This is a genomic window from Haladaptatus litoreus, from assembly GCF_900156425.1.
In the GTDB taxonomy this organism is placed as follows: domain Archaea; phylum Halobacteriota; class Halobacteria; order Halobacteriales; family Haladaptataceae; genus Haladaptatus; species Haladaptatus litoreus.
In genome coordinates this window covers 375,702-397,787 of the sequence record NZ_FTNO01000004.1, presented here as the reverse complement: position 1 = coordinate 397,787, position 22,086 = coordinate 375,702, and the positions used below count along the sequence as shown (strand labels likewise).

At 50.6% G+C, this 22,086-nt stretch carries 17 protein-coding genes and 2 pseudogenes; 12 read left to right on the top strand and 7 right to left on the bottom strand.

Annotated elements, in window-relative coordinates; all coding sequences use genetic code 11:
- Positions 1 to 177: 177 nt before the first annotated feature.
- Positions 178 to 1,476 (bottom strand): histidine--tRNA ligase, encoded by a 1,299-nt coding sequence (hisS, locus tag BW974_RS18010; RefSeq protein ID WP_076431612.1) that lies wholly within the window; start codon positions 1,474 to 1,476, stop codon positions 178 to 180.
- 522 nt (positions 1,477 to 1,998) lie between these two features.
- On the opposite strand from hisS, the gene BW974_RS27285 reads away from it, so the two are divergent.
- Entirely contained in the window at positions 1,999 to 2,493 is a 495-nt protein-coding gene (locus BW974_RS27285; protein WP_076431611.1) for a PH domain-containing protein, read from the top strand.
- Between the two features lie 56 nt (positions 2,494 to 2,549).
- On the opposite strand, the gene BW974_RS18000 is transcribed toward BW974_RS27285, so the two are convergent.
- Positions 2,550 to 2,888, bottom strand: coding sequence for a hypothetical protein (locus BW974_RS18000; RefSeq protein WP_076431610.1), 339 nt, complete (start codon positions 2,886 to 2,888; stop codon positions 2,550 to 2,552).
- Positions 2,889 to 3,241: 353 nt separating this feature from the next.
- Here BW974_RS18000 and glmU point away from each other — a divergent pair, with 353 nt between their 5' ends.
- Positions 3,242 to 4,423, top strand: coding sequence for a bifunctional sugar-1-phosphate nucleotidylyltransferase/acetyltransferase (gene glmU / locus BW974_RS17995; protein ID WP_076431609.1), 1,182 nt, complete (start codon positions 3,242 to 3,244; stop codon positions 4,421 to 4,423).
- A 489-nt stretch (positions 4,424 to 4,912) separates the two neighbouring features.
- Here the strand turns inward: glmU and BW974_RS27545 are convergent, their stop codons facing one another.
- The 3 genes from BW974_RS27545 to BW974_RS17980 form a co-directional block, all read right to left on the bottom strand.
- Positions 4,913 to 5,137: a DUF7563 family protein gene (locus tag BW974_RS27545; protein WP_076431608.1), complete on the bottom strand. Its 225-nt coding sequence runs from the start codon at positions 5,135 to 5,137 to the stop codon at positions 4,913 to 4,915.
- Between the two features lie 190 nt (positions 5,138 to 5,327).
- Positions 5,328 to 5,912, bottom strand: coding sequence for a DUF7344 domain-containing protein (locus BW974_RS17985; RefSeq protein WP_076431607.1), 585 nt, complete (start codon positions 5,910 to 5,912; stop codon positions 5,328 to 5,330).
- Positions 5,913 to 6,277: 365 nt separating this feature from the next.
- Positions 6,278 to 7,192 (bottom strand): glycosyltransferase family 2 protein, encoded by a 915-nt coding sequence (locus tag BW974_RS17980; RefSeq protein ID WP_076431606.1) that lies wholly within the window; start codon positions 7,190 to 7,192, stop codon positions 6,278 to 6,280.
- A gap of 330 nt (positions 7,193 to 7,522) precedes the next feature.
- On the opposite strand from BW974_RS17980, the gene BW974_RS17970 reads away from it, so the two are divergent.
- From BW974_RS17970 to BW974_RS27470, 7 genes and pseudogenes are all read left to right on the top strand, one after another.
- Positions 7,523 to 8,773, top strand: coding sequence for a glycosyltransferase (locus BW974_RS17970; protein WP_084186377.1), 1,251 nt, complete (start codon positions 7,523 to 7,525; stop codon positions 8,771 to 8,773).
- Positions 8,774 to 9,074: 301 nt separating this feature from the next.
- Positions 9,075 to 9,974 carry an alkaline phosphatase family protein gene (locus BW974_RS17965; protein WP_076431635.1) on the top strand — a complete coding sequence of 300 codons (900 nt, stop codon included), beginning with the start codon at positions 9,075 to 9,077 and terminating at the stop codon, positions 9,972 to 9,974.
- 85 nt (positions 9,975 to 10,059) lie between these two features.
- Entirely contained in the window at positions 10,060 to 12,342 is a 2,283-nt protein-coding gene (locus tag BW974_RS17960) for a flippase (protein WP_076431604.1), read from the top strand.
- A 186-nt stretch (positions 12,343 to 12,528) separates the two neighbouring features.
- Positions 12,529 to 13,468 (top strand): annotated as a pseudogene (locus tag BW974_RS17955) (RNA-guided endonuclease InsQ/TnpB family protein); the annotation flags it as partial.
- Positions 13,469 to 13,626: 158 nt separating this feature from the next.
- Positions 13,627 to 13,776 carry a DUF2080 family transposase-associated protein gene (locus tag BW974_RS24910; protein WP_139328931.1) on the top strand — a complete coding sequence of 50 codons (150 nt, stop codon included), beginning with the start codon at positions 13,627 to 13,629 and terminating at the stop codon, positions 13,774 to 13,776.
- A gap of 3 nt (positions 13,777 to 13,779) precedes the next feature.
- Entirely contained in the window at positions 13,780 to 14,994 is a 1,215-nt protein-coding gene (locus BW974_RS17950) for an RNA-guided endonuclease InsQ/TnpB family protein (protein ID WP_076431603.1), read from the top strand.
- Between the two features lie 34 nt (positions 14,995 to 15,028).
- A pseudogene (locus BW974_RS27470) lies at positions 15,029 to 15,415 on the top strand (hypothetical protein); the annotation flags it as partial.
- 94 nt (positions 15,416 to 15,509) lie between these two features.
- Here the strand turns inward: BW974_RS27470 and BW974_RS17940 are convergent.
- Positions 15,510 to 16,838 (bottom strand): polysaccharide deacetylase family protein, encoded by a 1,329-nt coding sequence (locus BW974_RS17940; RefSeq protein WP_076431601.1) that lies wholly within the window; start codon positions 16,836 to 16,838, stop codon positions 15,510 to 15,512.
- 185 nt (positions 16,839 to 17,023) lie between these two features.
- On the opposite strand from BW974_RS17940, the gene BW974_RS17935 reads away from it, so the two are divergent.
- The 3 genes from BW974_RS17935 to BW974_RS17930 all read left to right on the top strand — a co-directional run bounded on the left by BW974_RS17935 (position 17,024) and on the right by BW974_RS17930 (position 20,537).
- On the top strand, positions 17,024 to 18,805 hold the full coding sequence (locus BW974_RS17935; protein ID WP_245800177.1) for a hypothetical protein: 1,782 nt from the start codon (positions 17,024 to 17,026) through the stop codon (positions 18,803 to 18,805).
- A 352-nt stretch (positions 18,806 to 19,157) separates the two neighbouring features.
- Positions 19,158 to 19,307 (top strand): DUF2080 family transposase-associated protein, encoded by a 150-nt coding sequence (locus BW974_RS24900; RefSeq protein ID WP_139328930.1) that lies wholly within the window; start codon positions 19,158 to 19,160, stop codon positions 19,305 to 19,307.
- Between the two features lie 3 nt (positions 19,308 to 19,310).
- Positions 19,311 to 20,537: an RNA-guided endonuclease InsQ/TnpB family protein gene (locus BW974_RS17930; protein ID WP_076431600.1), complete on the top strand. Its 1,227-nt coding sequence runs from the start codon at positions 19,311 to 19,313 to the stop codon at positions 20,535 to 20,537.
- A gap of 327 nt (positions 20,538 to 20,864) precedes the next feature.
- Here BW974_RS17930 and BW974_RS17925 read toward each other — a convergent pair whose 3' ends face one another.
- The gene (locus BW974_RS17925) at positions 20,865 to 21,671 is read right to left on the bottom strand and encodes an FkbM family methyltransferase (RefSeq protein ID WP_084186367.1); all 807 of its coding nucleotides are present in this window, start codon (positions 21,669 to 21,671) and stop codon (positions 20,865 to 20,867) included.
- Positions 21,672 to 22,086: the final 415 nt, after the last annotated feature.

Here is a 22,086-nt window from a genome sequence, read left to right as displayed (position 1 = left end):
CCGATGCACGCTTCTTGTCGCGTTTGAACACCGGACGTATCCCCTCCCTACTCGCTCGCGTTGCTCGCTCCTTGAGGAAGGGGGCTTACCCGCCTGCATTTCAGCTAAAATGCGGCTTCAACACGAGTACTCATCAAAAACGCATCCCGCATAGCATCGTGTTCGCCCGGGGAAATGTCACAAGAGATTAAGAACGTGTTCAACGACTTGGTCTTTCGGGATCTGTTTTTCGTCGCCCGAAGCCATGTTTTGTACCGTTACGACACCCTCGTTCAGATCCCGTTCGCCAACAACAATAGTGTACTTAGCATTGATACGGTCGGCATAGCCGAACTGTTCGCCGACACTGCGGTCGGTAAGGTTAGTTTCGACTTTCAACCCGCCACGACGGAGATCCATCGCGTATTTCAATCCGATTTCGTGTACGGAGTCGGAGATTGTCAGGACGTAGGCATCGGTCGAAATTGTTTCGTCGGGCCATTCGCCAAGTTCTTTCAGCAACTGCATTGTCGGCGAATAACCAAAGGCAAACCCGATTGCAGGGACATCGCGACTTCCAAACTGGCCAATGAGATCATCATAGCGACCACCACCGAATAAAGCACGGAGGTCACTCTCAGTGGCAAACGCCTCGAATACAAGACCGGTATAGTAGTCCATCCCGCGGACAATAGAGAGATCGAACCGACACATCGACTCGACACCATAGGCCGAGAGGGCATTGTAGAGGTCGTGCATTCGGCCAATTGCTTCGTCCGCAGCCTCACTCTCGGGCGCTTTATTGGAGAGTTCGACCAGTGCGCTTTCCATCTCGCCACTGATAGCGGTGAGTTCGTCGATTTCTTCGGCTGTTTCTCGATCAACTCCCTCGGCTTCAAGTTTACCAAGGAACTCTTTCCGGCTGATTTTCTCTTTTTTGTCGATAACGCGCATTACATCCTTGCTTTCGCCGACGCCAAGTCCGCGGAGCAATGCGTCGAGCAGTTGGCGGTCGTTTAGTTTGAATTCGACTGAATCCGCCACGTCGAGTTTCTCGAAGATAGTACCTGCGCAGGCGATAATTTCTGCATCCGCCTCTACGGATTCGACGCCGAAGATATCAAAGTCGGTTTGAAAGAACTCGCGGTCGCGTCCCTTCTGTACTGCCTCGTATCGCCAACGTTTCGAGGTGTCGAACCACTTAATTGGCGTCCCAAGGTCCTTTCGTTGTTGCACTAACCGTGCACGGGTCGGTGTCTGCTCGGGAATGAGTGTTACTTCGCGTCCGCCTTTATCGACGAAGCTGTACGTCTCTTCAACAATATCTTCACCTGATTTCACTCGGAATAGGTCGGTTGGTTCGACGCTCGGTGCGTCAAGTTCGCGAAAACCGAACTCGCGGGCCGTCTCCTCGACCGTATCCACGAGTTCGCGCCACGCCACCCACTCCGACGGATAGCGGTCGTAAAAGCCTTTTAGGTTCTCGAATTCGTTCATGTGTGGCGTATCGAAGGCAAGCGATTTACGTTTGGCTATTCCGAAGAGGATTGCTGTTTGCTGTTCTATCTTTTAACAGCGAGAGAATCCCGTCATTTACGGCGGGCGTGAATCGCGTACGCTCTACTGACTTGCTGCCGTTAATCGGCTAAGCCGGATTCCATACGGTTGTCAATACATTCACGAACGAGACTTGAGAGATTGATATGGTTCTCTCGTATCCATTTGTCCTGCTCTTCCCGGATTGTGATGTTTCTTCGCTCCATACATAGCCTACATCGTTGGAACACATAAGTGTTAATCGTGTGTATCATGTAATACAGTAGAGATGGTGACGAAGACACACCAGGCCACTTTCGCCCCAACAAGGTAACTCTCCACACCCTAAAGCACGTCGTTGAAACAGGAAGCCCCGTCCTCCGCGAGGCCATCAGGCCGAGCAGGGCGAGGTAGTTCACCGCCAGTATTCAAGATAATTTGAGATAAACTGTAAAGTACTCGGCTTCATTGCTATGAAATACGATGGCAAAAGATTTCAACGCATCGTGGCTTCACCTCACGTCTGACGAAGAAATACTCTGGAAGGGCCACCAAAGCGTTTATCGCGTTCTGCCGCTTGTAACGGTAGGTATTCTCTTTGTTCTCCTTGGTACGGGATTAGCCGGAAGCAATTTTTTCCCCTTATCGAATTGGCTTGGTGTTATACTAGCATTATCCGGACTCATTATCGCTATGCCGCCTCTTCTCCAGTGGCGAACTGAGTGGTACGTTCTTACCACTGAGGAAATATACCACAAAAAAGGCGTTTTGTCGACAAATACTATCCAAATACGGCTTGACCGAATACAAAATACGACGTATTCTCAGTCCTTGGTCGAACGGATATTCGGTTACGGTGATGTCACCGTCTACACTGCTGGGTCAGGGACGATGGATCTTGTAATCTCAAATGTTTCCAACCCGCAATTAGTCAATGGCACTCTGACCGAACAGTTGGATCGTGTTTCGAGGAAGTGATATCTGGGCGAGCTAAGTCCAAAAGGTGAGAGATTATTGAGGATATTCTCAAGGAGTTATAATTTCTTCTGCTTGAACGGCTCAGACAGTTTTTTGTTTCCAGTCAATTCGATGGCTTGTAACTCGCCAAGCGGTTGTCGCTCTTCTGCGATGGGCTTAAGTCGATCTACCTGCGGGTCGAGCCAACCACCTGCCCATTGTGTTTCAATACGAAGATAATCGTTTGAAAATGTTTTCAGTAAGAGCGTAAATCGATCGCTTGTTCGGTCAATGTCATGAACATGGCACTTGATAGTAACATCACTTACAGTGACGCGGAGGAAGTCTTCAATTTTGAGATCGACAAAGGCATCGACTAAGTCGGAAACCCGGTGGTTGCTTTCGGTCGCACTCATGTTACCCAATCTTATTACCACAGAGGGTAAAAAAGGAAGATACGGTTTCACACCGTTCTGTTCATTAATAGAAAACTATTATGGCGTCTCACCCTTATGGTTTAGATTGTTCATTCCGTTCTATACATACTATTGCACCACCCTACATAAAGGTAAATAGGATGGCTATCAGTGTAGAAAATTCGAAGCACATCTTCGCTTACCGGTTATAGCGGGTTTCGCTTGATAGTCAAAATAGGATATCAAGACGTTGTCCAACTAACAGGTAGAATTCATGGATTCATTTTGATTCATGACGGATCCCGACGGTTAGCCCGTGAATAATTATACGCCTTCTAGCGGAACGTATTGTTATGCAGGCAATCGTTCTTGCGGCGGGTGAAGGGACACGAATGCGACCGCTTTCTGGGTCGGTTCCCAAACCGATGCTACCGGTTGCAGAGGAACCACTTGTTGCTCACACAGCACGCGCTGCCATCGAAGCCGGGGCCGACGAACTCGTCCTCGTGGTCGGATACGAGGCAGACACAGTTCGTGAGTACTTCGGCGAAGAATATGCTGGAATACCGGTCAAATACGCGATTCAAGAAGAACAACGTGGAACAGCCGACGCTGTTCGCGCGGCACGTGATCACATCGATGGCTCGTTCGCAGTTCTCAACGGAGACAATCTCTACGATACAGCTGCTGTGAAGCGCCTCCTGAGCAACGATCCGAGCGTCGGAACCTACCGCGTTGATGATCCCTCGAATTATGGTGTCATTTCAACAGAAGGAGACTGCGTGACAGGAATCGTAGAAAAACCAGATGATCCACCAACCAACCTTGCTAACACTGGTGCGTATGTTTTTCCCGAAGAAGCATGCGACTGGCTTGATGTTGGTGAAAGCGAACGTGGTGAATTCGAAATCACAGACGTAGTGGAACGCGTTATCTCGGAGTACGACGTGACTGCAGTGGAGGTCAAACGGTGGCTTGACGTTGGACGACCGTGGGAATTGCTCAAAGCGAATGAATGGAAGATCGCGGAACTAGAACGCGATGTGCGCGGTGACGTGAGCGAGCAGGCTGTACTTGATGGGGCAGTCGTCGTTGAGGAAGGTGCAACGGTGAAAGCAGGTGTCACTATCGAAGGCCCCGCACTGATTCGGTCGGGAGCGAGCGTTGGACCGAACGCCTATATTCGCGGCACGACGCTTGTCGATGAAGAAGCAAAAGTTGGACACAGTGTTGAGATTAAAAACAGCGTTCTCTCACCAGGTGCGACCGTTGGCCACCTTTCGTATGTTGGTGATAGTGTCCTCGGGCGTGACGTGAATTTCGGTGCAGGAACGAATGTGGCGAACCTCCGTCATGACGATGCAGACATTAAGTTTACCGTGAAAGGGAGTCGTGTGTCGACCGACAGACGGAAATTTGGCGTCATAGCTGGTGACAAAGCGAAAACTGGCATCAATACGAGCCTCACACCGGGATTAAAGCTCTCGATGGGAGCAACAACGCTCCCAGGCGAAGTCGTAACGCGAGACAAGTGACATCCTCCCCGCCCTAAAGGCCGAGGATTCCCACCGCCTGAGCCACAACAAAGGCGGCTGCGTTGGGAGTTTACGGTTCGCACCCCGACGAGGTGCTGGCTATGTCACGTGGCCGTTACTCCTATCCTCGAATCGGACGCTCCCACCATTTCCGGCAGGGTACGAACGATTGTCGGTAGATTCGGAGGTACTTGGTTGTTTAGCGTCGGTACCCAACCTATCCCGAAGGGGTACTTCGAGCCTCGGTCGGGAAGTCCGAATTTGTCCGATTATCCCGGTATGGGCGCGGACATGCCGCGTCGGATACCCAGAAAAACGCACGGAGAGCACCTAAGACTGTACCGTATAGCGAAAGTGAACAAAGACGGCGATTCATCCTCGCTCTTGAGCGCGAGGCTTTCTCGCCTGTAATTACGTAACACAGCGAAATAGCTGTTCAGGTATTGTTTTGCGTTGATGGATAAGGGGAGAAAAAAGCGCTCTTGAACACTACTGCATTTCCTTACGAGCGCGAGCCGCTGTCTCGGGGTGGTTTGCATGCCCCCGCTTCACTTCAGTCGCAGTCATACACTCGAAGCAGCCAAATACCTCATTCCGGTTGTTGCCGAACACACGAGTAAACTGGGGTGTCACAAACGATCCACAGTTGCGGCACTGGGTATCTGCCGTCTTATTGTCCCCCTTCTGTCTCGTTGCGTTCAGATCTATCGACATCGTATCAATTCTTTCGCAAGGTACTACTATTATTATCCAGTAGCTAAACGGATGAAACAGGGCGAAACAGTGACTCCTCCCCGCCCTAAAGGGCGGAGCTTCCTGTTTTAACGATACGCTTTGCAGATAAAAGATAGCAGGTGCTATCAAAGTAGCTGATGGACTAATGACCGAGTTATTTTATATAATTCTAGCGGAACACGAACTGAGCGCTGGAGATCAGCGCGAAGAGGCTAATGATAACCGCTCCGAGGGTATTGGTAGATGCGGTAGAAATAACCGGGAGATTCAGCCATGAGGCCCCAAATATTCCAGCACTCGCAGCCGTCGCCCAGCGGTAATAGCTGAACCAGCGATCTTCATCCGTTTCTGAATCAGGTTTGGCCGTTTCATCGGTGCTTGTATCGGTTGTTTCAAGATATGGATCAAATTGCTCAGCAAGTGGCCCGCGCTTAACAATACCGCGACTTTGGTTGTAGTTGATGATACCTTCTTCATCAAGTTTCGGGAGATGCGATTGATACAGTGCGATATAGACACGCTGGCGCTCTTTTGAAGCGAGTGCCTGGACTGTGGTATCATTTTCCCACGCAGCGACCTGTTCGGCGAGATCGCGCATCTCAACTTTACTACCTTGCTCTTTGAGGTATCGAAGTGCGTACCGCCTGCGTTGTGTCTGCAGGATATGGAATATTTTGTCCTTCGAAAGGGTATTCGTCTTTTCGTCTTCTCGTAACGTGGGTGAATCAGAGAGATTCTGCGTCGTAGCGCTCATTTGACTTCGAAACAGGCCAGACACGGACGCTACATAAAGTATTATGTTTCTCTCAATTTGTTATAGGCCGTTTCATACCGTTCACGTCTTGCGATTGTACGATTTGAACGGATTGAAATTGTCCACAAATTACATAACACCCCCCATTAAATAGTTAGAAGCTCGTATTTTGTTAGTGAGTATCTAACTATCGTTTATCGATTGTATAACAGTCAATAATGTGAATAAAATAACGACAATAGCGGTAGAGTACATGGTCGTAAGTTGTTTGAACGGTTCCAAATTGAGCGTTGTACAAGTAAATAATAGCATCGAAAGGATTGACAAACCGAGATAATAGTGTGCGTAGTGGAGTTTGCGTAGAGTCATCCAATGTTCGCTTTAATCCCTGAATACAGATTCAACAACAATCCTGGAACCTGGCGTATTTCAGGTCTTCGCGACTTCTGGAGATAGCGAAATCCAGTACGGAACTGTCCCTCATTGAGGTACTGTCTTGCAAGAATGTAGTTATGGGCACCCGTTATGTCGATACCCTGGCGTTCGAGACGTTCGACCTCGTCAGCGAAAGTTCGGAGATAGTGTGCATCCGCTTTCGCGACTGAATCTGCTGGGGGGGATCCAGTTTCATATCGAATGAGAAGCGTTTCATTCACACAGGCAAGTTTCCCATGTTCGAGCACACGAATGAGGAATTCGGGGTCTTGAAATCGGTCAAAAGACTCGTCGAACCCGTTGATTTTTTGCACTACCTCGCTCGTTACGAGCAACGTAGAACCGGCACTAGTATGGAGACTATCACTAAGAAGTGGACCAATGAGTTCTTTGCCTCCTTCTGCACCCTCCGTTTTGTTCCGTCGTGAAATAAGCTGTGTTGCCCACTTCATGACTGGATTTTGGCCGTCTGGGTGAACAGTTTCCGCCTTACAGTAAGCAGCAACCCAATCATCGGATCGCATTTCAAGGGTAAGAACTTGCTTTTCAAGTTTCGTCGGAAGCCATACGTCGTCTGAATCAAGAAACGCCATATATTCTCCCTCAGCATGCTCAATACCTGTGTTTCGCGCGGCACTCGCACCCTGGTTCTCTTCGTGTTCGAAAAACCGGATTCGGTCGTCATCGTACGACGCGACGACCTCCGCCGTATTATCGGCTGACGCGTCGTCTACGATGATAAGTTCGAAATCTTCGAGCGTCTGTGAGAGGACGCTTTCGACAGTTCGAGGTAGGGAGTGTGCCCGGTTATACGTCGGTACGATAACGCTCACAGTCGGGGGCATTTTGTTATCCTGTACTCCGATTTCTCGGGGCTTTATTATCGACTTGCTAATTGGAGAAGATCACCATGAACAAAATAGCTGATAAGAGTAATAGTGTGAGCGAATCAAACAAGAGATTGGCTTGGGCTACCCCACCTACGAACTCGTACGTAGATGATGGAAAACGCCAAAAGACCGGTATTGACGATATGGGTCAGTTCTTTCCCGCGAGAAAAATAATTCTATCAACAATGATCTTTAGTTCGCGTTATGTAAACGATATCCATTCGGAGGAAGACCTGCATGCTTAGTCACCCGATAATAAACATCGATGGAGGTTTACCGTGGAGCATGTCGAGCGACGCGCATTCTCAAGTAGCCGAACCGCCGAATACCGGGGATATACCCTTGGATCACAACCTAGAGGGATTAGGGGACAAGAATCTGCTCATCATCTCTCACAGTTACAATCATTTCGTCAAAGGACAAGTAGATATTCTGGCGGATTATTTTAACGAGATATACGTGCTTGTACGGTACAACCGGTTTGCAGATATTTCTGAATATCTCCCCATCGACTACGCGAAACCGTTCAGTAAGAGCGCGAAAGTTAATCAGGAGGACAAACCTGACAACCTCACCGTTATCAGTACTCCTCTGCTTTACTTGCCGATCGATCTCCACCGGCGGTATCTTGGCGACCAGCACGCTCGAAAGGTGAAAAAAATCGTCGCTGACCTTCCTGTTGATTTCGATGTGATTCACAGCCATCTGACGTGGACGGCCGGCTACGTCGGAAGTGTCCTCGGGCGGGAACTCGAAATTCCGTCGATTCTCACGGTTCACGAAAATCACGACCTGTTCGTCGAACAGCTTGAGTCCTCAAATAAGAAGATAAATTGGACCTGGAAAAATGCTGACGCCATTATTCGTGTCAACCGGAAAGATAAAAGCACACTACAGCAGTTCAATGACGGGGTCTATTACATTCCAAACGGATTTAGTCAAAATAGACTTCATCGAGTATCACAGACCAAAGCAAAAACGGCACTCGGAATCAGTGACGAGACAAAATTACTATTCGCACTTGGACACCTTAAAAAGCGAAAAGGATTCCAGCATCTCATCGACGTCATGCCTGCCATCATTGAACAAAATGAAAAAGTTGTTTGTGCAATTGGTGGTCACGGCGGGATGCGATCTGAACTCGAAGAAAAAATTGAAGAGCTGGGCGTCGAAGACCATGTTCGGCTCCTTGGATACGTATCAAACGATGACTTAAAATATTGGATGAGTGCCTGTGATGCCTTCGTCCTCCCAAGTTACAGTGAGAGCTTCGGGCTCGTACAGCTTGAAGCGATGGCCTGCGGATCACCTGTCGTCTCCACTATCAATGGCGGGAGTGAGGAGGTTATCACTTCCGAAGACCACGGGTTCCTCATTGACAGCCCAGAAAACCACGATGCACTGGCAGATGCCGTGGTTCGCGCACTGCACAAAGAGTGGAACCGTGACGGTATTGAAGCACACGCTAAACAGTTCACATGGGAACGCGTTTGTGTTAATATCGCGCATCTCTATGCCGAACTGCTTAATCTATAATATTTTCTAATTTTAAAGATCGGGGTCTCTTGGTTTGAAGACATGCTTTGCAGACACAACCGTATCGACAACGAACATAGTCTTCACAGGTGCTGACTCGGCAGTCCATCCCTATTAAGACCACGCGTAGAACTGTGACGGTGCTGTATTCCTGCCGCAAGTGATGGGATCTTTCGCAGTAAAAATAGTACTGACTGAGCCGACTGGGACAGATACCGCGAGACTGAATTCTGCCGAAATCGAGGGGAGTAGATATTATGAGACGTATAATAATATAGAAACGTATCATTCACAAAGGTACATGACTATTTCAGACAAGGTTCGGCGTATTAAACGCGGGATTAGAGAACCACATCTTGTCGTGCGAGAGCTAAATAAATACTACTATCAACAGAGAGAACCGGACGACGCTGTGGAGTTCTTCGAAGAAGACTGGGATAATCTTATCATCCTTGATGCTTGCAGATTTGATATATTCGAGGAAACCCATTCTTTCCCAGGGGAACTCCAATCGAGACAAACCAGGTCAAGTTCGACACCGGACTTTTTGTACACATACTTCGATGGCGCAGACCTCCGTGACACGGTCTATGTGACGGCGAATCCACAGCTATACCGAAAACGCGACCGAGTAGATGTGAAGTTGCATAAGGTCATCAACATTTGGCAAGATGAAGGATGGGACGACGAGTTTAGAACGGTTCGCCCAGAAACAGTCACAGAGATCGCAGAACAGGCTGCCGAAGAGTTCCCGAATAAGCGAATCGTTGTCCACTTTATTCAACCACACTACCCCTTTATCGGGCCAACTGGAAAGAAGTATCTGAACCTGGATTCACTTGACTTTTGGAACCGGCTTATGACTGGCGAAGTCGACGTTCCCATCGACATTCTCTATAAGGCATATAAAGAGAACCTCGAATTGGTATATCCATACGTCAATCAATTGTTGACGACGCTCAAAGGGAAGACGGTTGTCACGGCAGACCACGGCGAAGCATTCGGTGAACGGGCTCGGCCGATTCCGATGGCGGAGTACGGCCACCCGAATGGAATCTACATTCCAGCGTTAACCACTGTCCCGTGGCTCGTCTATCAAAATGGCGATCGACGGACTATTACGGCAGGAACGGAAGATGAAGACATGGATGAGGTATCAGTCGATGTTGAACAACGTCTTCAGGATCTCGGCTATGCCTGAGCACTAACTCATCCATAATAAAGTTCCATAAAGATATAGTGATGATAGGTACTGACATGATAAGTAGCGCATCAACGGTGATCTTGTGCAACGAAGTATTCTAAGTGGCGTCATCTCGGTTGCCGGTACTAAAGTGCTAACACTCGTTATCGGTATCCTCACAACCCCGATTCTGTATCGGTTGCTCGAACCGGCCGGAGTCGGCATCTATACCACCGTTATTTCGGTCTTTTCGCTCTTTATGATTCTCGTCAGTTCTGGTGTGACAGACGGTGTCCGGAAATTCATCGCCGAAGAGCGAGAGATGGACTGTTGGGAGGCGCATGTTGTCGGGTTCTATTTCCGGTTAGCACTCCTTCTCGCCGGTGTTGGGGCTGGAATTCTCGCACTCCTTACATGGAGTGGTGTTGTTGCCTGGATTTTTGGGCCGCAGTATGAGTTGTACTTTTACCTGCTCTCGATAATGACGATAGTGAGTCAGTTCAGAGCATATAGCCGTCGAACGCTAATGGGATTCGGATTAGAACGGTACTCCGAACCATTGAAAGTCGTTCAACGAGTAGCATTCGTAATCGTTGCATTGCCGCTGGTCTACGTAATGAAGGATCGCGGCCTTCTCGAAATTGCTGTTGCTGGCGCGCTTGTTGGAAAGATAGCGTCCGCAGCCGCAGTTGCGATCATCGGTTTCATTCTCATTTTCCAGCGAGTGTCGCTTCGGAGCCTGTTTCGTCCGACGCCGGAAGGGTTCCCACGCCGCAAGATGTTGGCGTTTAACTCACTTTCCATCGTCCTGATTTTGTTGTTGATGTCCCTGTACCACGTGGACATTCTGATGCTCCAGGCCCTTGCGGACAACATGCAGGTCGGGTACTACCGAGCCGCACTCAAGCTCGCAGAGTTCCTATGGTTCGTTCCGCTGGCCCTTCAGACCGTCTTTGTTCACTCGACATCAGAACTCTGGTCAAACGATAAAACAGAACAGATATCCGAGCTGGCAGCACGGACAACCCGATATACCTTCCTCCTAACGGCAATCATGGCACTTGGTCTCGCCGTTCTCGCAAATATTGCCGTCCCTGTGTATTTTGGCTCGCAGTACAACCCAGCAATTATGCCATTGCTCTTGTTACTGCCCGGTGCACTTGGATTCGCCGTTGCCCGCCCCGTCCTTGCTATTGCACAAGGAAAAGGAGAATTGAAATATCCAATTGCTGCGACCGGCTCGGCAGCAGGTATCAATCTCGTATTGAATGCCATTCTCATTCCCCAGTTTGGGATGCACGGCGCAGCAGTCTCCACAAGTATTGGATATGGCCTGATGTTCGTGTTCCACCTTTGGAGCGCTCGAAAAGTTGGGTTCGATCCACTGTCTGATGCACGTCTTGGTCGTATCTTGGCGACCACATTGCTCTCCGCACCACCAATTTTCGTGCTCGCTCATCTACTTGACGTACGCCCCACCCTACTGGGTGTCGAACTTCCCCTAGCGCTCATTATTATCCCACTGCTTGGTCTCATCATCTTTCTCTTTTTTGCGTTTGCGCTCGGCGCACTCGACCTCCATGAGGTCTTAGATTTACTCACACCACTCCCAGAACCGCTCGGCTCAACTGCTGAAACGCTCAAAACGAACGTTAGTGAAGATACAATGTCATCCGACTCAATGCAAAAGATGATGGTCGTTGCCGGCATCCTGCTCTTCGTTTCGGGAATCGGATATGCGTTCCTTGATCCCGGATTCGGCGGCGATTCTGACCCAGCACCGAACATGACCACACAGCCACCAGCGAGTACGACACCCGCTGGAACGACGGACAGTACATCCCTGTCGTCCACAACCACGGAAGAGACGACGCCGGACAGTACGACCAAACCACCGTCTACAACGCCGCCGGAAGAGACGACACCTCCGTCTACAACGCCAGCGGAAGAAACAACCCAATCTCAGTCGTCGACCAGGACAACCCAATCATCGACCACCACCACCACGACACCCCCATCCACAACGACGAGGACAACCCAACCATCGACCACTACGACACCACCATCCACGACAACCAGGACAACTCAACCTCCGTCGTCTACGACTAGTACGACTCAACCATCGACCACCACCACGACAGCACCTCCATCCACCACAACCAGGACAACCCAACCTCCGTCGTCTACAACTAGTACGACTCAACCATCGACCACCACCACGACAACACCCTCATCCATGACGACTAGGACAACGCAACTATTGACCACCACCACGACAGCACCTCTATCCACCACAACCACCGGTACGGATATGCTTAGTATGACCTCAACCGTGCAATTCGGAACAAGCACAACGACAACCCAGCCAAACACAACGGGCATGTGATTTCCTCCTGCGTTGACATTCACCTATGCCTAAAGACGCTAGAATCCCAATTGCGGTTGGGATATTACCTGATTTTCAGGCGTTAATGCCCTGTCCTCAGGGCGGAGGCCGAGTAGATTGAGGAGAACCACCTCAACCTCTCATCGTTCGTAGGAAACTCGATGAACTCATCGAAGAACGTTCACAATGAACTACAACTACAGGTATCGACTCAACTCGTCCGAGGCGCTCAAAGATTAGTTAGCATGGACTGTCGATACTTGTAGACAGGTCTACAACCACTTTCTCCACCACCTGAATCAGAACGACGGAACCTCGGCATACTCCGAACAGAAGCGACGCCCCGAGCTCAAGAAGTGGCGGAGCAACCTGAAACAAGTTCACTCGAAAGTTCTCCAGAAGGTCGTCCAACGGCTGTACGACAACCTCTCGACACTCCATAGTCGAAAGGATAACGGCCATTGCGTCGGGACGCTCAAGTGGAAAGGTCAAGGCGAGTACCGTTCGTTCACCTACAGCCAGTCCGGTTTCGGACTCAAAAACACGAGTGGCCGGACAAGCCTGTGGCTATCGAAAATCGGTGATCCACCTCACTTTCCACCGCGACCTTCTAAAGGACGTTGACATCAAGACTGTAGCGGTTAAACGCGAACCGACCGGAGAATGGTTCGCTGTACTTTATGTTGAGACACCCGACGACCCACCTGAGAAGCTGGAGACGCCCGAGAAGTGCATCGGTATCGACGTAGGGATACTCAAGTACGCCCACGACACCGACGGCACAGCGGTCGGATTGCTTGACCTTTTCGATGAACGCGAACGCTTGGAACGCGGACAGCGCGACCTCTCGCGGAAGCGACGCAGGTCGAACAACTGGAAGAAGCAATGCCAAATCGTCGCCCGGCGTCACGCCGATCTGAAACGGAAGCGTCACGACTTTCTTGCACAAGCTGTCGAACTACTACGCCAAAGAGTACGACCTCGTGGCCGTTGAAGACTTGAACGTCGCCGGAATGATGCAATTCAACTCAAACTCACGCAACCGAGCATCCGCCGCATGGGTACGTTTCTCCAGACGCTCGACTGCAAGTGTGAACGCGAAGGAACGTACTACGTTCCGGTTAACTGTATTCAGGCGCTAAGTCCCCTTCCTCAAGGAGCGAGCGCGGTGCGTGGCGAGTGAGTAGGGAGGGGATACAACGCCGTCATCGTCTTTCATCACTGTACTTCGGCTGGCTCACAGGCCAATCGGTATCTTCATGTCTATCCATAGTCTATACAACAGTGATGAATCGGTTTGAAATCGAGGGGCACGAAGTCCTTGACGGTACCGCCAAACCGTCCGGAAACAGTGCCCACGTCATCGTCCCAAAACGGTGGCGCGGAGCCGACGTGAAAGTCGTTCGTGTCTCCCACCCCGATTCCGACGAATAGCTCATGCAGTACAACTACAAATACCGACTTCAGCCAACAGACGCCATCCGCGAGGAGCTTCTGCGCCACATCGATATTTGTAGGCAACTGTACAACCACTGCTTGTTCAAACTCAACGAATCCGACGACATTCCCGCCCGATACAAGGTGCAGGGAACGCTTCCCGATCTCAAATCGTGGTGGGATGGCCTCCGAGACGTTCACTCGAAGGTGTTACAGATGGTCGTCAAGCGCGTCTATGACAACCTTTCGACGCTCAAAGCGCAGAAAGAGAATGGACGCGCCGTCGGGATGCTCAAATGGAAGCGTCCTCGGGACTACCACTCGCTTACCTACAATCAAACCGGCTTCAAACTCAAGAATACGAGCGGTCGGCCAGTATTGTGGTTGAGCAAACTCGGTGAGATACCGATCCATCTCCACCGAGATGTTCCCGAGAACGCGACCATCAAACAAGTCACGGTCAAGCAAGAACCGACGGGCGAGTGGTTTGCCACGTTCGCTATCGACGTTGACGAAGAAACGCCCGAGAAACCGAAGGCCCCTGAGAAGTGTGTCGGCATCGACGTAGGCATTCTCAAGTACGCCCACGACACTGACGGAACGGCCGTTGAATCGCTCGACCTCTCGAACGAACGTGAACGACTGGAACGTTCCCAGCGTGACCTTTCACGCAAACAACACGGGTCTGAAAACTACCGTAAGCAACAGCGTGTTGTCGCACGTCGTCACGCCGATTTGAAACAGAAGCGCCGTGACTTCTTGCACAAGCTCTCAGCGTACTACGCTCGGGAGTATGACCTCGTAGCTGTTGAAGACTTGAACGTCGTCGGGATGATGCAGTTTGATTCGAATTCACGCAACCGAGCATCCGCCGCGTGGGGCACGTTTCTCCGGATGCTTGAATACAAGTGCGAACGCGAAGGAACGCATTTCGTCGCTGTAGACCCACGAAACACGACGAAGGAATGTGCGTCCTGCGGTGTGAAGACCGATAAACCGTTGTGGGTTCGTGAACACTCGTGTCCGTCGTGTGGGTTCGAAGCGGATAGAGACGCGAACGCGGCGTGGAACATTCTTTCTCGCGGTCTCAAGAAAGTAGGAGTGGTTCACTCCGATTCAATGCCTGTGGAGACTGCGCTCCCTGTGGATACGTCCGTATCTGCAAAGCACGTCTTGGAAGCAGGAAGCCCCGTCCTCAACGCGCGAAGCGCGTAGGGCGGGGTAGTTCACTCCGTGAAACACGAACAAGGAGTGTGCCACGTGTAGGGTGAAAACTCACAAACCATTGTGGGTACAAAAGCACTCGTGTCTGTTGTGCGGGTTCGCCGCCGATTGGGACTGGAACGCGGCGTATAATATTCTCGTTCGTGGGTTGAAGAAAGCGGATATAGGAGCGGGATGCTCTGAATCACCGCCTGTGGAGACTGCACTCTCAACGTGTACCGTTTCGGTTCCTGCACAGCGCGTCGTGGAAGCAGGAAGCACCGTCCTCAGCAAGGCCGTCAGGCCGAGTAGGGCGGGTAGTTCACCCACGTTCCGAGTACTCGGCCTACTTCACATAGAGAGCCAATGCACGACTGGGCGAGAGGTAGTTCATTCGGGGCGAAAGAAGTACCAACGCCTCCCCTGCATGTAGTGCACTTATCGAAAATAATTTCGGACGGGTATGACGACAGCCAAAAATGTACGTTCCTGCTGTTTGCGAAAGATGAAGTACGTGGTGTAGACTGTTAAATGAAGAGACCTTTCTTCTCTAGATCTGTGAGCGTGACAACTTCAACATTACTTTGTTTAATATACTCCAACACCTGCTTGAATTTTTGCTCTGGGAAGCCATCTCCACCGATTCTGTGGAACATAAGTGGCGTCAACTGTTTGTACCGGGCCGCATAGTCAATCATCTGCTTGGTCTTTTGCAGGTTACCGTCACCGTACATTCGCGAGAGGATGGTATCCTTTTTGATGACAGGAAGCGCGTTTGGTGACGCACCAAACGACATCGTTGCCTCGAAGTGTTTATTGGCGAGGTCGAACGTCTTTGGCCCCATAACGTTTTTCGGGACAGCCATGTACTTGTGTCCTGCATACCCATATTGTTTGAGCCATTTTTTCGCGTCGACCATGAGCTGCTCTTGTTCTTTTGCCGGTCGCTGATCCAACGGCCTTGCCTGGGCATTCGGGTGAGCAATCATGTCCCATCCGTTTTCGGTCATCTCTCGCATCTGGCCCTGTGTAAGGAAACCATCATCGTAAACAGCAGCGGGGATGATGGCATCGACTCCGGAGAAGCCGTATTGTTTCATCGTCTTAAATGCCTTCGTGTACTGCGATGCGAGCCCATCGTCGAAGGTGAGCATTACCATTCCCTTCTTTGGTGTGGGCACCGTTTTCAGATCATCGACGTAAAACTCGATAGGTTTGTTCGTATTAGAGTCATTTGGACGGCCGATGATTTTCATCTGGTACACTTTAGAGAGGTCAACGCCTTTTGGCCGCATAGCGCTCGTAACACCGAGATTAACACGTACCCATTTGCCTTTTGGACCGTATAACGTGCGTTTCATCTCGACGATGTGACCGCGGTCAGGTGCGTATAGTTGGACAGCGATCTTCACGAAGTCATGTGAAGTGCATTTGAAGGCAAGAGAGAGATTCTTATTGCTGAAATTCACAGGTCCACCGCTTTGTGCAAAGTCTGCACGGAAGATTTGCCCTTCTTTCGTCTGCTTACTACCGACTATGTGAGCTGACTGCGAACCTTCGTATTTCTGCTTTGTACTCTTTTTGAGTGTCCCCTGGCGCTCAACGGCACTCCACGAACCGAGCTTTTCAAAGCTCTCGAATGTCTGTGGACCGCTCTGTTGGCCGTCATCGGGGTTGTCCTCGCCGGACGTTGTTTCGGACGGCGCTGTTGTATTGGAGGGCGTTCCCGCGTCGGTGGTACTCTCGGAGGTCGTCGTCTCGTCGTCGGTTCCGAGGATACCCGTACAACCGGCGAGACTGAAAGAACCGGCCGCACCTACCGTCGTCAGGAACGTACGTCGCGTCTGTCGTTTCATCCTACTCTACTAAACCAGACATAGGTATTTTCTTATATGGAGCTTAAGGACCGTGTGTGAAGTATTATACAGGGAGAAAAGTGACATGCTTCAAACCGTTCATACCGTTTCCAACGGAGGAAAACTAGGGAGAACATGAACTAGCCACCCGATAATTAATATGCCGGGTGGATTGGGTCATTTTGATGGCGTCAGACAAGCGTAATAGAACCGGAACGACCCGTAGAAATTATCTTAAGCTAACTGGAGCAATCATGGCATCGTCCGCAATGATGGGCTCTGCGGCTGCCAACCATTCTGAGTATGACGATAACTATGACACTGTTATCGATGTAACCGAAGTGGGTGCAGACAGCGGTGGAAACGAATCCATTACCCCCATACTTCAGGAGTACGCAGATGACGACACGCTCCTGTATTTCCCTTCGGGACGATACTACATGGACGAACAGTTCCGTTTTACTGGCTTCAACAATTTCGGCATGATCGGCCATGATGCGGAACTTGTTCCAGCAAGCTATCAGGAATTCAATGACAACGACGGAAACTACCGACTCTTCAGATTGGGCGTCGATTATGACCCTGGTAATGACCTCCGGGTTGAGGGATTCACCGTCGACCAGACAGCCGACAACACAGGTATTCGCGTCATTGAAGCGGCAGTCACAGATGGGCTCGTTGTTCGCGACATCGATATTCAAGGTCAGCATGATAGTGGGACGTTTGGACCGGCACGATTCGAAGTTACAAATGCTGACGGTACGGGCCTCGTCGAGCAATTCAAGGCCCCAGAGGGCGGCGCATATGTTGGTAATGCGCCCGCGAATTCACTCTGGCGAGGACCGACCGGTATTCTCTGCAACCAGAACAGCGGTACAATAACATTCCGTGATTGTGTACTCGGAGGCTTCCCGGACAACGGGCTGTACGCATCCGAGGGAACCGGCACCATCCAAATTGAAGGCGGTCGCTTTGAAGGCAGTACGGGCGCAAATGTCCGACTCGGTGGTAACGGAAGCTACATTGAAGACGCAACAATCATCGCGAATCAAGAAAATGCAAACGATATCGCCCAGCGTGCGCTTCGCATAGGAGAAGGAACGGACGTCGTTGCACGGAACGTTGATGTCCGGACGACTATTGACGAGAGCCCTGCAATCTGGGTTACGAGTAGTGCTGACAACGTCACAATCGTCGACTCTACCGTAACAGCTCGAAGCGATAGCGCAATGCCTGCCATCTCTATCCGAGGATCTGCGGGACGGACCACTATCAGCCAAACCACTGTCGACCATGAGACGGGCGGTGGCCCGGCCATCAAAATCAAGCAAGGCGACAAACCTGTTTTCCTCGAAAACGTCACAATCGTTGGGAACGCGCCCACCAATGGAACCCGGAGTGCAATCCAGAACAACCGCAATGACTCAGAATTCCGCAACCTGAGGGTTGAACACGGTGGATCAGGGGGACGACGTGCATTGACGAATACAGCGAGCAACGTTGTAATCTACGAAGGCGATTACGTCTCCGAAGACAATGCAATCGTGGAGAGCGGTACTGGAACTCTGATTCAAGGTGTCTCTGCGCTCGCGCGTAGCGGTAACCCAGCGCTTCGTATCACAAGTAACGCCGAAAACGTCACTGTCAAGGATTCCAACATCGCAAACGGTATCGACGACAATAGTCCAGACGGATACGGCGGCGGCAACAACAGCTCAGAATACGATTCCGGTGACGAGAACGACGGAAATACTGGTGACGATGGAAGTTCCGGCGACGATGGAAGTTCCGGAGACGATGGAGGTTCCGGTGATGACGGCAGCTCCGGTGATGACGGCAGCTCCGGCGACGATGGAAGCTCTGGCGACGACGGCAGCTCCGGCGACGACGGCAGCTCCGGCGACGACGGCAGCTCCGGCGACGACAACTATGACGTCCCTGATGGAGACGTGTGCCCAAAGAGGTGACATCTCCCTACCTTGAAGCGGAGAGCATCTTGGTTTGATGCATTGTGTCGACACAACGTGTCCACAAGAAGCATAGTCCCCCGCTGGCGCCAAGTCAGAACAGCCAATCCTGAGCGGTTTGAGAGTCCTATTTGTTTGAGATTACAAACAAAATATCCCACAGCGCGTTTGTGTCTTTATCCGCTTTACCTGAATTGCAGGCGGGTAAGGCCCCATCCTCAAGGAGCGGCCGAAGAGAGCGAGTAGGATGGGGATACACCCGCCGTCATCGTCTCGCAGTCGTGTACTTTTGCCATTTCGCAGGCCCACGTTGTCGGTAGACTTATGAGTATCTACCTTGTAGATACAGTTAATGGATCGGTACGAAGTCGAAGGACACGAAGTTCTCGAGGCCGAAGTCAAACCAACCGGCAACGGTGCGCACATCTACGTCCCGAAAGCGTGGACAGGAGCCACTGTCAAAGTAGTCCGCGTCACCGATCCAAGCAACGAAAACGAGTAGGCCATGCGCTACAACTACAGGTATCGAATCACCCCGTCCGACGACCTCCACGAACGGTTAGCGTGGACTGTCGATACCTGTAGACAGGTCTACAACCACTTCCTCCACCGACTGAACCGCAACAGCGGGACAACCGCCTACAAGGAACAATCGTTGCTTCCCGACCTGAAAAAATGGTGGAGCGACTTGAAGCAAATTCACTCGAAAGTGCTCCAAAAAGTCGTTCAACGGTTGTACGACAACCTTTCAACGCTCAAATCATTGAAAGAGAACGGCCGGACGGTTGGGACGCTCAACTGGAAAGGGCCACGGGAATATCGGTCAATCAAATACAGTCAAACCGGCTTTGAACTCAAGAAAACGAGTGGCCGAACTGTACTGTCTTTGTCCAAGATTGGCGACATTCCGATAGTCTACCACCGAGAGATCCCCGACGACGCCACGATAAAAGAGGTAGTCGTCAAACGCGAACCGACCGGCAAGTGGTTCGCTATCCTCGGAATCGAAACCACAGACGCTACACCCACGAAACCCGAGAACCCCGAGAAATGCGTTGGTATCGACGTAGGGATTCTCAAGTATGCTCACGACACAGACGGAACTGCGGTCGAAGGTCCCAATCTATCCGCCGAACGCGAGCGGTTGGAACGCGAGCAACGGACGCTCTCGCGGAAAGACCACGGGTCGGCAAACTACCGCACACAACAGCGTACGGTCGCCCGGCGACATGCCGAGTTGAAGCGGAAACGTCGGGATTTTCTGCACAAACTCTCGAACTACTACACTCGGGAGTATGACCTCGTAGCTGTCGAAGACCTCGACACAAAGGAGTTGATGGAACTTCCGGACAACAGCCGCAACCGTGCCGGAGCGGCGTGGGGGACGTTCCTCCGAATGTTGGAGTACAAGTGCGAACGCGAAGGCACGCACTTTGTGGCGGTGAACCCGCGAGGGACGACCAAGGAATGTTCCCAGTGTGGCGTCAAGACAGACAAGCCGTTGTGGGTGCGAAAACACTCATGCCCAGCCTGTGGTTTCGCGTGCGACCGCGACGCGAACGCTGCCTACAACATCCTTTCTCGCGGACTCGCCAAAGTAGGAGTGGTTCACTCCGAATCGACGCCTGCGGAGACTGCGCTCCCTCCGGACACGGTTGTGTCTGCAAAGCGCGTCATCGAAACAGGAAGCCCTGTCCTCAGCGAGGCTGTCAAGCCGAGCAGGGCAGGGTAGTTCACCATACGAGAGGGAACGAATGCCTGCGTGCTCATAGCTATTTATCAGTCAATACCACACATCATGCATTTTTATCATTTTCCAGAGCAACAATGAAGTGCATCTCCTCTCACTCGCACTTGTGATCAAACATTTGGAGAAACAGACTCCCATGGCACATGCTTGATTATACGAATCGAACCATATCGTCATAGTGAATTAAAGTATTTATTTACAGCAAGTATATTTAATATAATGTATAATGATTTCGAGAATAGCAATGTTTCAGCAGTTATAACTCGGATCTCTATCACCCTGATATCCTTGGTTAGATATTTTGAATAATCACTCTTGTGAACGGATAGCACGGATGTGATACGCATCTGACCGATCACTCAGCCGTTCGATTTCGAAACCGTAATCCCGAAGGTACGTTTCAATTTCTGCCGTCGACGTTCCGTACTCTGCACTAAGGTCGTAATGGAGTTCTACGTATATGACACGAACATTAGAAAGTTGTTCGCCAAATCCTTCAAGCACTCGCAACTCCGCACCTTCAACATCGATTTTGAGGATATCCGGTGCAGGATATCGACCCTCCTCAATGAGACTCTCACCTCGGGAGACGTCGACTGTCAGCTCACCGTCCGAAGAAAGAGCATGCTTTCCCTCACCGTAGCGCTTTCCTTCAACAGCAAGAGTACCGGAGCCCTCCTCGTTTGAAAGGGCAAGTTCAGCAACCTCCCATCTGCTTGCCGGAAGGTTCATCGAAAGGTTATGGCGAAGGCGAATAGCGTTTGTCGGCATTGGCTCGAACGCAATAACTCTACCACTTCGTAAGGACTTTCCTACGAAGCAGGTGTGTGTACCAATATTAGCACCGATGTCAAACACTATATCGGAATCTCGAACGTCTGTGAGCAGAGATTCTATGACGGTCTGCTCTCCGACGAGCGAAGTTGCGCGCTGATACTCGGTTCGAGTATCTGTTGCAAACTTAACAGTGTGACAACCAATGGTCACCGTTGTAGACCAGAAATGCAACGCGAGCTTAGTGTGCCAGTACAGAGTTGCGATTACTGGTGCGACACCGACTCGCTTGCAAAAATTCCATAAATAACTGCGGGTCGCTCGGTGTTCCAGATCAACCATACAAGAAATTGCAGGGGGTGAGCATAAATATATATCACGGATAACCAATGGGAGGAACGAAGTCATCACTGGTTTAATAACCACATAATTGCACTCATAAATGTCCGTTTTCTATAATAAGGGGGCGAATCCTCAGACGAAATGGTACCGGGAAATAGGAGGTTTTTGTTGGCATACTATAATTAGGTATTTTTGTGCTCTAATTCGGCTTAATCCTTTTCTAATTTGAGGTCATTACATGTCCTCAAAGAGGATACGCAGAGCATCATCCGCTCTCGGTGCGAGGATTATTTTATGAAAAATATCTATATTTAAACAGAAATTGAAAGACGGCTTGCGGAAGGGTATTTAGACAAAACAAACCTGAAGAGTAGATAGTAATGACTCACTATCGGTCCTCGACAGGGGATTTGCT

Bases quoted from the DNA above. Each gene is read 5' to 3' on its own strand.
- BW974_RS17930 (WP_076431600.1), top strand. From the start codon at position 19,311: ATGCGCTACAACTACAGGTATCGAATCACCCCGTCCGACGACCTCCAC.
- BW974_RS27285 (WP_076431611.1), top strand. From the start codon at position 1,999: ATGGCAAAAGATTTCAACGCATCGTGGCTTCACCTCACGTCTGACGAA.
- BW974_RS27545 (WP_076431608.1), bottom strand. From the start codon at position 5,137: ATGTCGATAGATCTGAACGCAACGAGACAGAAGGGGGACAATAAGACG.
- BW974_RS17980 (WP_076431606.1), bottom strand. From the start codon at position 7,192: ATGCCCCCGACTGTGAGCGTTATCGTACCGACGTATAACCGGGCACAC.
- BW974_RS17970 (WP_084186377.1), top strand. From the start codon at position 7,523: ATGTCGAGCGACGCGCATTCTCAAGTAGCCGAACCGCCGAATACCGGG.
- BW974_RS17925 (WP_084186367.1), bottom strand. From the start codon at position 21,671: ATGGTTGATCTGGAACACCGAGCGACCCGCAGTTATTTATGGAATTTT.
- BW974_RS17965 (WP_076431635.1), top strand. From the start codon at position 9,075: ATGACTATTTCAGACAAGGTTCGGCGTATTAAACGCGGGATTAGAGAA.
- hisS (WP_076431612.1), bottom strand. From the start codon at position 1,476: ATGAACGAATTCGAGAACCTAAAAGGCTTTTACGACCGCTATCCGTCG.
- glmU (WP_076431609.1), top strand. From the start codon at position 3,242: ATGCAGGCAATCGTTCTTGCGGCGGGTGAAGGGACACGAATGCGACCG.
- BW974_RS17940 (WP_076431601.1), bottom strand. From the start codon at position 16,838: ATGAAACGACAGACGCGACGTACGTTCCTGACGACGGTAGGTGCGGCC.
- BW974_RS24900 (WP_139328930.1), top strand. From the start codon at position 19,158: ATGGATCGGTACGAAGTCGAAGGACACGAAGTTCTCGAGGCCGAAGTC.
- BW974_RS17935 (WP_245800177.1), top strand. From the start codon at position 17,024: ATGGCGTCAGACAAGCGTAATAGAACCGGAACGACCCGTAGAAATTAT.
- BW974_RS18000 (WP_076431610.1), bottom strand. From the start codon at position 2,888: ATGAGTGCGACCGAAAGCAACCACCGGGTTTCCGACTTAGTCGATGCC.
- BW974_RS17985 (WP_076431607.1), bottom strand. From the start codon at position 5,912: ATGAGCGCTACGACGCAGAATCTCTCTGATTCACCCACGTTACGAGAA.
- BW974_RS17950 (WP_076431603.1), top strand. From the start codon at position 13,780: ATGCAGTACAACTACAAATACCGACTTCAGCCAACAGACGCCATCCGC.